The sequence below is a fragment of the Arcanobacterium hippocoleae genome, from assembly GCF_040360365.1.
Lineage (GTDB): Bacteria > Actinomycetota > Actinomycetes > Actinomycetales > Actinomycetaceae > Arcanobacterium_A > Arcanobacterium_A hippocoleae_A.
Window position 1 is genome coordinate 461,141 of sequence record NZ_CP136412.1, and the last position, 11,934, is coordinate 473,074.

The window sequence follows — 11,934 nt, forward strand, 5'->3', positions numbered from 1 at the left end:
GCAAATAGGGAGACTCTGCAAATGGAAAATTGATTAAAGACTCATCGGAATTGACTGAAAAACTACGCGGCAATCTGAAAGCATTTAACATTGCCGCTTTATTAAATTCATAACAATCATAATGCCACTAATTAAAAAGAGATGGAGCAAAGTTAAATGCTCCATCTCTTTAATTTAATGTGCACGGGAACTTATTCAAGAATTAAACACTTGAATTCTTGTTATTAGTACTGGTTAGCCCTGATTTAGGCTTCCCGGGCGTTTCTCGATTGTTCTCAGTGTTTCTAGTCTTCCCGGCGTTTAGTCTTCGCGGCGTTTGCGCGCTCCGAAAACTGAGAGCACACCAGCCAAACCAAGACCAGCCGCACCAAGCAAACCAGCCCGCGAATCCGCACCAGTTTGCGGCAACTTCTCAACCTCCGCCGAAGAAACACCACCATTATCAAGCACCGGCACAATCGGCTGACCCAGACCCACGGTATCCGCACTATCCGCACTATCCGCACCATCAGCACTATCAGCACTATCAGCGGAAAGACCAAAATCTCTCACACCCGCAATCTCCGGATACTCAAGCAACATCCCCGCAAACACCGAACCCGTCTCAGTTACCGGAAGCGTTGAAGCCACACCCGGCCGATCCGCAGTATCAGCACCACTCACCGGAACACCAAAATCAGACAAACCATCCAACTCCGGATACTCAAGCAACATCCCCGCAAACACCGAACCCGTCTCAGTTACCGGAAGCGTTGAAGCCACACCCGGCCGATCCGCAGTATCAGCACCACTCACCGGAACACCAAAATCAGACAAACCATCCAACTCCGGATACTCAAGCACACCCGTAAACGACGAACCAGATTCAGTTTCCGGAAGCGCTGAAGCCACACCCGGCCGATCCGCAGTATCAGCACCACTCACCGGAACACCAAAATCAGACAAACCATCCAACTCCGGATACTCAAGCACACCTGTAAAAGAAGAACCAGTTTCAGTTTCCGGAAGCGTTGAAGCCACACCCGGCCGATCCGCAGTATCAGCACCACTCACCGGAACACCAAAATCAGACAAACCATCCAACTCCGGATACTCAAGCACACCCGTAAACGACGAACCAGATTCACCCTCAGGCAACACAGACGCCACACCCGGCCGATCCGCAGTATCAGCACCACTCACCGGAACACCAAAATCAGACAAACCATCCAACTCCGGATACTCAAGCACACCCGTAAACGACGAACCAGATTCACCCTCAGGCAACACAGACGCCACACCCGGCCGATCCGCAGTATCAGCACCACTCACCGGAAAACCAAAATCAGACAAACCATCCAACTCCGGATACTCAAGCACACCCGTAAACGACGAACCAGATTCACCCTCAGGCAACACAGACGCCACACCCGGCCGATCCGCAGTATCAGCACCACTCACCGGAACACCAAAATCAGACAAACCCGCAAGCTCTGAAACTTCTGGATAATCAACACCCGTAAACGACGAACCAGATTCACCCTCAGGCAACACAGACGCCGCACCCGGAACATCAGACACAATAATGTCACTAGTCCCGCCATCACCAGTCACAAACGAACCACCATCGGCAAGATCATTAATATTAGTTTCTTCTTCCGGATGCCCCAAACCCAACGGATTCAAATCATCTAAATCAGATAAATCAGCAGCATCAGTTTCATCAACATGACCAACAACAATATTACTGCCATCTACCACCGGATTAGCATTACCAATCACCGTAACAGAATTAACTTCATCTTCTTCAGAATCCTTAACGTTATCGAACACAGCTTCAGCCGGAGTCCCGTTATAACCAGTCGTATCCGACAAATCATCTAAATCAGTCGGCAAACCCGCACTACCATCAAAAGAACTCAAAACCCGATCAACATCACCCACCGGATTCACATTACCAATAACAGTAACAGCACCAGACTCAGAACCAGACTTCTCAATATCCTCGAAAGTAGCTTCAGCCGGAGTCCCGTTATAACCAGTCGTATCCGACAAATCATCTAAATCAGTCGGCAAACCCGCACTACCATCAAAAGAACTCAAAACCCGATCAACATCACCCACCGGATTCACATTACCAATAACAGTAACAGCACCAGACTCAGAACCAGACTTCTCAATATCCTCGAAAGTAGCTTCAGCCGGAGTCCCGTTATAACCAGTCGTATCCGACAAATCATCTAAATCAGTCGGCAAACCCGCACTACCATCAAAAGAACTCAAAACCCGATCAACATCACCCACCGGATTCACATTACCAATAACAGTAACAGCACCAGACTCAGAACCAGACTTCTCAATATCCTCGAAAGTAGCTTCAGCCGGAGTCCCGTTATAACCAGTCGTATCCGACAAATCATCTAAATCAGTCGGCAAATTCTCGCTCTTGTCAGTCTTTTTGTCCGAAGCAACCTTATCAACACTAACTTGCACAGATTCACTTCCATGCGGGTAAGTAATGTTAACCATCGCATTACCTACAGTATCCCCGGTAACCTGTATATCCGTGTCTGGAAAGTTAAGCAGTACGTTTTGCGGATTAGCTTTCTTGACTGCGTCAATAATTCGCGCCTTATCTGATTTACTCAAATCGCCCGAATTCAGTACAACTACTTTCTCAGTCTCATCTGGCGTTGCAATGGTTGCTGGGGCAACAATCACCGTCCCAGGAATCTTAACACCATTAACTCCACCAGCCTGATAACCAGCATCATCACTAACTTTCACCCGCACACCATAATGCTTCGGAGAACCAGACTTCTTCGCCTGTTCTTTCACATCTTCTAGTGAAAGCTCCTTGCCCGGGTTTTGCGGATCAATAAACTTAAACTCAGCCTGCTGCTGCAGCTTGTTTTTCGGTGTCACATTATCCGTAACATCAATCTTATTCTTCGCAAACTGTGTATCAAGTGAATCAACCGTCGCTATAGACACATCTGCCAACCCGAGAGCCTTTTGCGTTTCCTCAACCTTCACGATAGGTTCACGAACATCAACACCCTGAATAGTAAAAGTAAATTTACCTGCAAGATTCATTAACTGACTCTTCATTTCATAAGGACGAATTACTATATCACCTTTATAAACAGCACCATTCACAAGCTTGAGAACAGTACCATCTTCAGTAGTAACCGTCTGCGATATCGTTGAAAAATTTCTTCCGTTCTTATCCGTCCCAACTACTGAATCATAATTCCTATTGGTGAATCCTTGTGCCGCATGATACACCACATCAATAGCCTCACCACGATCATTTTGATACTCATTTGTACCAATACCAGAATAAGATGACCACTTTTTCTGCACTTTGAAAATATCACGTCCGTAATAAGTTTCCCCAGACCCGCTCGTCGGTACAGCTTTGACTCGCTTCATCACCTCACCCATATTAAGATTGAAAGGAGTATTGAAATCATAGTAATACGTGTAAGAACCATCCTCATTTTTCTTAAACCCAGGATCAGTTCCCCTACCAGACAGCGGACCAACAGGACTACTGTTAAGATAAATACCTTCATCCCACTCTAAAGTGTAATCATCAACATTGACGAAATTCTTTTAGTACTATCTTTTCGTGATGGCGGAAGCTCTTCACCCACTGTAGTACTGGAATCTGTTTGTCTTTTTGCGCGTTTTTTCGGTGTGGCGCTATCAGGTGTGCTATCAGATTTCGGTGCAGCACTAGTATCAGCAGCAGTGGTGGTGTTTGGTGTGTTTTCGAGCGAGTTTGCAACGATGTTGATTGATTCTTCTGTCAGCACTGAATTAGAATCATCAACCGCGTTAGCCGAACCTGCCGGTATCCCCAAAGCAAACAAGCTGCTAACCATTGCAGACTTGATCCCAAACTTTGAATACTTCGGACCAACTACAACCTTATGACGCGCCCGACCCAACGCATCTTTCCCATCACTACTCTTACCAAACATGAAAAACAACTCCTAAGTATTAATGCTTACTCACGCCCAAACCCCTCACCACAAAAGACAAGCGGGTATCCAAGGCACGCAAACATCAATCTACTACCCCCCCGCACGTTTTCCACCCAAAAACACGACACAAAACCAACCAAAAATAATTGAAAATACAACCACCACCAGCACAAACACCAACACCCACCACACCCCACACCACACAAAACATGACAAACACCACACAACACGAAGAAAAACAGAAACCAGCAAACCCGCAACCAACAGCAAGACCCAACTCTTCCCTCCACGCAACCAGCAGCAAGAACTCAGTTTCATCACATAGCCAGTGACAAAACTCAGATTCTTTACATAACTAGTAGCAAGAACTCAGTTTCATCACGTAACTAGTGGCAAGACGTAAAAAGTTACGCAACTAGTGGCAAAAAATAATCCCCAATCACGTAACTGATGGCAAGAACTCGGGCTGGGATTATCACCGGCGGAAGAGTTTGTATTTATGCTGGTCACAGGCTTACAGAAACGACGGCACTCCCGTCGTTACCTTAAGACCACCCGTTTTGCCACCAGGTACGTCACCATACAGGGCATTTTGCCACCAGTTACGTATGCTCCCGAAAACTTTGCCACCAGCTACGTAACCCCACACCCATTACGCCACCGCTTACGTGCGCTCACGGGAATTTTTTGTAAGAATGCGGGGACTTCCATCACTTAAGTAAGCTCGCAATGATTACGCCCAGTTACGCCGCTTTGCCTCAAAATCAGCAGCACAAAGCCCATTAGCCCCAAGCACAACACGCCCGCATAAGCAGTAAATTTCAGTTATTAATCCAACCGCGGCAGAGCCCGGAAAATAAAAACATCAAATCCGCCGCTTAACCCCAACGTAAAATCCGCAAATCTGCTTTCGATCACAAACGGTTAATTTGCAAAATTTCTAAACATATCGCTGAATAAAAATAACACCAGTTCTCATCTGAAAAATATCCCTGCCGACTGTTTTATCAGTTCAGCAGGATATTTTAGGGATATTTTTCAGTGCCCCCGGCAGGACTTGAACCCGCGACCAAAGAATTATGAGTTCCCTGCTCTAACCATCTGAGCTACAGGGGCAATAACATCACGCAATACGGAATTGCGAAACACCTCTATCAAGGATAACTGCAGAAACGAAATTTTCCGAATCGAAACAAAAACAAATCCGAATCGAAGCAAAAAATCAAAGTCGAAGCAAAATCAAGACGCGGATAAAACTAAAACTAAAACTAAAACTAAATCAAAGCAAACCCAAAAACCAGACCTAAACTCAAAACCCAAAAACCAGACCTAAACTCAAAATCAAACCCAATTAAAAACGAAAACACCAATTTCAGTCCGCCTCAGAAAACATCCGCCGGCGCTCTTCAAGCTGCATCAAAATCGCAAAAGTTCCTCCCGCCGCGGATCGTCTTCCGGAAGCCGATTCAAATCCGCACGAACTTCCACAATTTGCCGTACCAAACCTTGCCGAATTAGCGCCATCATCACCCCGCGCACATAAGCCCAAAGATGGTCACTGCGATTTTCTCGAATCGGTTCCACACTCAACTGAGTTACTGCCGAACGCACCGGTTCAAAAGCCTGCGCAGTAATCTGCCCGACAAACCATCTCGCTGCACGCAGCTCACCCTGCTCTTCGCTATATCCTTGCGCAATCAGACTCTCATAATACGCGGTAAAAGCCGGAATTCCGCCCACAAGCATAATCGCATCATGCACCGAGCGATAAATTGGTGTGGTGAACACCTGCCCGGAAAGCTCACCGGCATTAGCTAAACTTGCCAGACGCGGCAGCTGCAGCATTATTTGCAGCACCGAGTGCTCAATCCGCTCCACCGGATCAGTAATTTCACCAAGCAAACGCAGCACAGTCTCAACCGGCACAATATCTGCGCCATCTTCACCATTTGCAGTGATTTCCGGAACACCGCGCCCACCAGTCTGCAGCAAAGTCTGCACTTCCGCCTGTACGGTTTCCACAGCTAACCCAAGCCACCCAGCCAGCCGAACTGCATATTCTTCACGCAGCACGTTGTCTTTAATATTTATAATGACGGGAATACAAGCCCGCATTGCCGCAACCCGGCCCTCGGCACTATTCAACGCGTACTGCCCAACTAAATTCCGCAGTACAAATTCAAAAAGCGGCCGGCGCTTTGCAATCATCTCACGCAGAGCTTGCGCCCCCAACGTATGCCAGATATCTGCCGGATCAAGATTATTCGGTGCAACAGCAACGAAAGTTTGCGCACCGAAACTTGAATCCTGCTTAAAAGCGCGCATCGCAGCCTTTTTACCAGCGCTATCGCCGTCGAAAGTAAAAATCACTTCCCCGCCGAAACCATGACCGTTTTGCAGAATCACGCCGGAAGCTGGCGCATTCGAGTCGCCAATCAACCGCCGGGCAATCTTTGCATGTTCATCCCCAAATGCAGTCCCGCAGGTAGCTACCGCATTCGTGATTCCGCTGAGATGCGCAGCCATCACATCAGTATACCCCTCCACAATCACTATTTTCCGTTCGGCAGAAATAGTTTTCTTTGCCAAATTTAGCCCGTAAAGCACTTGCGATTTCTTGTAAATTAAAGTCTCCGGAGTATTAAGATATTTTGGCCCGTCTTCATCTTCATCCAGCTTGCGCGCACCAAAACCAATCGGTTCCCCAGTGATTGAAAAAATCGGCCACATCACACGGCCGCGAAAACGGTCATATACCCCACGGCTTCCGCTCGAAACCAAACCAGAAGCCAATATTTCTTTCTCCGTAAATCCTTTCCGCCGCAGCTCTTTCAACAGTGCGTCCCACGAATTTGGAGAATAACCGATTTGAAAATACGTAATCGCATCCGGATGAAACCCGCGGTGATTCAGAAAATCCCTTGCCGCAGTTCCATCATCAGCAGCCAACTGTGCCTGGAAAAAATCTACGGCAATCCGATGTGCATCAATTAATCTGCCGCGAGTAACCTCACTCTTATTTTCGCTGCGTCCTGTTCCCTCTTCATACTCAATCTGCACACCTGTTTTTCGTGCAAGAAACTCAACTGCTTCACCGAAACCAATCGTCTCTAACTCTTCGATGAATTTGAAAACGTCTCCGCCTGCTCCGCAGCCAAAGCAGTACCATAATCCAGAGTGCACGCTCACACTGAAAGACGGTGTTTTTTCACCATGAATCGGGCAAAGACCTTTCAATGCTCCGGTACCAGCAGGTTTCAAGGCAACATATTCACCTATTATTTCGTCAATGCGGGCACGCTCGCGCACCTCATCAATCACTGACTGCTTAATCTTCCCTGCCATTGTTTAATTCACCACAATCTTTATCGCAACTCACGCACTGCCGAAACATGAATCAGAAGACGAACCGAAAACCTTTCCCGAAAGTTCTTTTTCAGCTGCCCTGCCCCTGCATTCTTGCATTTAATTCCGAAACAGAGCAGCCGCAAAACAATCAATTCCGCAGCATTCCGCAATAACGTGCATGCCATAAGCGCGCCGACTGATCCGTAAGCGAAGCAATCTGATCTATTACCACGCGCTGCTGCCCGTTCTCATCTTCTGCACGGTGCCAAAAATCAAGAAACACCGGTTCGAGCCGATCTGCAGGAGCTTCAGATATTACGTCGTATAAATCAAAAAGAATCGTCCGCTGATCATAGTAGACAGGTTCACTTTCACGCGGCCCCATCACGAAATACACTGCCAAACCCTTTAATAGCAATATTTCATAATTGGTGTCTTCTGGAACCACCACACTTGCATGATAACGTGTGAGCGAATCGTCACCAAACTCATCCGTCGTCGCTTGGGTAACTTCAAAAACGAAACGGCCGATTAAATCTGAAGTAAAATCCTTTAGCTGTGCTAAATCCCGGCCCGAACCGCTAAAACTTTGCGGCCAAGTATTCATTTGACTGATTCGGTTAAAAGCCGCAGATAGTTTTTCGGCGTCGCATCCTTGATACCAATCAATCGTCACCGCAATGATTTCATCCCGCAGCCGCGTCATATAACGTGCATCAAGCATTTCGGCAAGATTTGCCGTCTTTAATGAATGGTGAACTATTGCATCTTCAACATCATGAACCGAGTATGCGATATCGTCGGAAAGATCCATAATCTGTGCTTCAATGCAGCGTGTACTTCCGCGATTGAAATGTGCCCAGTTGAAGACCGCAAAATCATCATCATATGCACCAAACTTTTTCGCATCACTCCCCTGCGGTCCCGCACCGCGTTTCCACGGATACTTCAGCACCGCATCAAGTGCAGCGCGAGTGAGATTCAAACCGACGGGATTGCCTTGTGAATCAAAGCGTTTTTGTTCAAGTTTCGAAAGCACCCGCAGTGTTTGCGCATTTCCTTCAAACCCGCCGTAACTGCGGGCAAGTTCATCAAGTGCATATTCCCCATTATGCCCAAACGGCGGATGCCCGATATCGTGTGCAAGACATGCCGTCTCAACAATATCCGGATTCGCACCAAGATTTTTCGCAAGGGAACGCCCAATTTGCGCCACTTCAAGGGAATGTGTCAGGCGGGTGCGAATAAAATCGTCTTGTTCCGGACCAAGCACTTGAGTTTTTGCCCCAAGCCGGCGCAGTGCCGATGAATGCAGAACTCGCGCCCGATCACGTTCAAAATCTGTGCGGGAGACATTTTTCCGTCCCTCATCCACAAAACGCTGCTGATCTTCTGCTGTGTAATTATCTAGATACCCCATAAACGCCTACCATCCGAATTCTTCAGCCAAATAACGCTGATTAACATTAAGTTTCCCTCTTCAACTCTCCGCTTTCTAAAAGCCGGCGTATTCCACGAATCTTTTACAACTGCAGCTATCCAATATCGGCAGGATGCAAAGAGATTACCCGCCGCTAATTCCAAGCTCTGCTTCTTGAATTTTAGCGCGCTGCGCAGAATTAAGTGTGTGGCTCTCAAGCCAATTCTCTGGCAGATGCGGCCGTTTAGGATTCCCAGCCCGCCCACGCGGCCCATGCGCGGCTTTCGGGTATTCTTGGTCAAGATCAAGCACTCCCAAACGCTCCTGCAGCTCTGCGAGTGTAGATACTAAGCCGAGTGCTTGACGTTGTTCACCGCCAACTGCGAACCCGCGCAGATACCATGCCAGATGTTTGCGCATCTCACGTAAAGCACGATGCTCATCACCGTTAAAATGCGCGATTGAAAGTTCTGCATGTTTTACAATCACAGCAGCTACTTCAGCTAAACTCGGCTGATAACGGGCATCACTGCCATGGAAAGCTGCTGCTAAATCGTAAAAAATCCATGGGCGCCCCTGGCATCCGCGGCCAATCACTACGCCGTCTGCACCAGTTTGCGCAAGCATCGCTTTCGCATCTTTTACCTCAAAAATATCTCCATTCCCAAATACCGGAATCTCAGATTCGTTCCGCAAAATTGAGATTGCGTCCCATTGTGCAAATCCGGAATAGTGCTGCGCAGTTGTGCGGGCATGCAGCGTTAATGCGGCAATCCCTGCTGCATGGGCAATCTTTGCGGCATCGCGATATGTTTCATGCTCAGCATCGATACCAATCCGAATTTTTGCCGTCACCGGAACAGCCGTAATTCGCCCTGCTTTTTCGCTTGCCTTTCGTGCTGCCAGTACCGCATTTTCAACGACCGCTTGAAATAAATCATGTTTCCACGGGAGTGCTGATCCGCCGCCTTTGCGGGTAACTTTTGGAACAGGACAGCCGAAGTTTAAATCAATATGATCTGCCAGATTTTCCCGTACAAGAATTTCGACGGCTGCACCTGCCACTTTCGGCTGTACCCCATAAAGCTGTACCGAACGCACCGGATCACCTAAATCCGGTTTCACCATATTCATCGTTTCTGGAATCCGCTCTACCAGTGCACGAGTGGTGATCATTTCGCAAGTATAGAGACCGGCAGGCGCACGAGTACCGTCAGTGTGCGGGAGCGTTAAATCTACGCCTGCAGCTTTTCCTCCAGCTTCCGCAAATTCCCGGCAAAGCTGCCGAAAAGGCGGATTAGTTACCCCGGCCATCGGCGCTAGTACTATCGGGGTCGCCAGCGAAATACCGCCAATTTGTGTCATGAATCTCCGTCGTTATCGATACTTATAGATATCTGTGAATAGCGTCGTTTAGATATTTCAATAATCGTTATCCGCATCCGCATCCGCATTAAGTAAACCCGCATTAAGTAAATCTGCATTAATTAAGCAGCCGCTGCTGTTTCTAAGCCAAACTTACGGCAAGATTTGCTTCACGAAATTGCGAATCGAAAACTCTGCTCTGAAAATAACGACGGCTGCTGAGCTTTGCCCAAAATACTTACGGACACCGCTGCCAGACAGCCGCCGCTATCAAGAAATCGTTTAACAGCCTACCAGTTTCCCTGCAAGATAGGATTCAACTTCGGCAATCGGAATCCGCACTTGTTCCATCGTGTCACGATCACGGACGGTGACGGCGTGATCTGTAAGCGAATCAAAATCAACCGTGATGCAGAACGGAGTGCCGATTTCATCTTGCCGGCGGTAACGGCGTCCAACTGCACCGGCGTCGTCGAAGTCGATATTCCAATTCTGACGCAGCTTTGCTGCGAGTTCACGTGCCAACGGGGAAAGATTTTCGGAACGCGAAAGCGGGAGCACTGCTGCTTTTACCGGCGCCAGGCGTGGATCAAGCTTCAGCACAACGCGTTTATCTACACCGCCTTTAGTGTTCGGAGCTTCATCTTCACAGTATGCTTCAACTAAAAATGCCATCATGGAGCGGGTTAACCCGGCGGAAGGTTCAATCACATACGGGATGTAACGTTCACCAGTTGCCTGTGCAAAGTATTCGAGTTTCCTGCCTGAAGCTGCAGAGTGTGAAGAAAGATCAAAATCGGTTCGGTTTGCAATTCCTTCCAGCTCACCAAATTCAGAGTTCTGGAAACCAAAACGGTATTCGATATCGACGGTCCGCTTCGAATAGTGGGAAAGCTTTTCTTGCGGATGTTCATAAATGCGCAGATTATCACGGCTAATACCAAGATCTTCGTACCATGCCAAACGCGCATCAATCCATTTTTGATGCCATTGTTCATCTTCGCCGGGCTGAACAAAGAATTCAATTTCCATCTGCTCAAATTCGCGGGTCCGGAAAATAAAATTACCAGGCGTAATCTCGTTCCGGAATGATTTCCCAACCTGCCCAATTCCGAACGGCGGTTTCTTCCGTGAGGTGGTAAGCACGTTCAGGAAGTTGATGAAAATACCTTGCGCCGTTTCCGGACGCAGATAGTGCAGTCCGGCTTCGTCGTCAACAGGGCCGAGGAAAGTCTTTAACAAGCCTGAAAACGGTTTAGATTCAGTCCATTGCCCGCGATTGCCGCAGTTCGGGCAGGGTACTTGCGCTAAATCTACTTCTGCTTCGGAAATTTCTTTTTGGCAGCATATTCTTCGATGAGCTGATCTTCACGCAGCCGTTTATGGCATGCGGTACATTCCGTGAGCGGATCAGAGAACGTGGAAACATGCCCGGAAGCCACCCAAACATCACGCGGGAGGATAACGGAGGAATCAAGCCCAACCATGTCTTCACGCGCAGTCACGTTTGTCCGCCACCATTGACGTTTAATATTTTCTTTCAGCTCGACTCCGAGCGGGCCGTAATCCCATGCCGAGCGAGTACCGCCGTAAATCTCACCGCACGGAAACACAAATCCGCGGCGCTTTGCAAGCGAAATAACGTTATCAAGACGGGATGGGGCTGGCTTGCCCATAGTTGTACTCCTCTTAACTGTCGCGTCAGATACGGCATCCAGCTTTGAATGAATCCATTTGCCGCAAAACGCAAAGATTTTCCGCTACTGGCTGTAGCAGTTTATTTCACCTCTCATTCTACGAAAGAGGATTGACTTTTCCGAAGTTTCTACT

The 11,934-nt window shown here is 47.9% G+C and carries 7 protein-coding genes, 1 tRNA gene and 1 pseudogene; all 9 read right to left on the bottom strand.

The window, feature by feature from the left end; genetic code table 11:
• Positions 1–300 precede the first annotated feature (300 nt).
• Positions 301–3,426, bottom strand: a complete 3,126-nt coding sequence (locus tag RQN30_RS02400; RefSeq protein WP_353061106.1) for an LPXTG cell wall anchor domain-containing protein — start codon at positions 3,424–3,426, stop codon at positions 301–303.
• Between the two features lie 137 nt (positions 3,427–3,563).
• Positions 3,564–3,968: a hypothetical protein gene (locus RQN30_RS02405; RefSeq protein ID WP_353061107.1), complete on the bottom strand. Its 405-nt coding sequence runs from the start codon at positions 3,966–3,968 to the stop codon at positions 3,564–3,566.
• A 93-nt stretch (positions 3,969–4,061) separates the two neighbouring features.
• Entirely contained in the window at positions 4,062–4,241 is a 180-nt protein-coding gene (locus tag RQN30_RS02410) for a hypothetical protein (protein ID WP_353061108.1), read from the bottom strand.
• A gap of 772 nt (positions 4,242–5,013) precedes the next feature.
• Positions 5,014–5,087: transfer RNA gene (locus RQN30_RS02415), tRNA-Ile, on the bottom strand.
• 300 nt (positions 5,088–5,387) lie between these two features.
• A complete protein-coding gene (gene dnaG, locus RQN30_RS02420) occupies positions 5,388–7,316 on the bottom strand; it encodes a DNA primase (RefSeq protein ID WP_353061109.1) in 1,929 nt (642 codons plus the stop codon).
• A gap of 151 nt (positions 7,317–7,467) precedes the next feature.
• On the bottom strand, positions 7,468–8,739 hold the full coding sequence (locus RQN30_RS02425) for a deoxyguanosinetriphosphate triphosphohydrolase (protein WP_353061110.1): 1,272 nt from the start codon (positions 8,737–8,739) through the stop codon (positions 7,468–7,470).
• A gap of 144 nt (positions 8,740–8,883) precedes the next feature.
• The gene (gene dusB, locus RQN30_RS02430; protein ID WP_353061111.1) at positions 8,884–10,104 is read right to left on the bottom strand and encodes a tRNA dihydrouridine synthase DusB; all 1,221 of its coding nucleotides are present in this window, start codon (positions 10,102–10,104) and stop codon (positions 8,884–8,886) included.
• Positions 10,101–10,223, bottom strand: a complete 123-nt coding sequence (locus tag RQN30_RS02435; protein WP_353061112.1) for a hypothetical protein — start codon at positions 10,221–10,223, stop codon at positions 10,101–10,103. Before RQN30_RS02435 ends, dusB begins: the two co-directional genes overlap by 4 nt.
• A gap of 163 nt (positions 10,224–10,386) precedes the next feature.
• A pseudogene (locus RQN30_RS02440) lies at positions 10,387–11,780 on the bottom strand (glycine--tRNA ligase).
• Positions 11,781–11,934 lie beyond the last annotated feature (154 nt).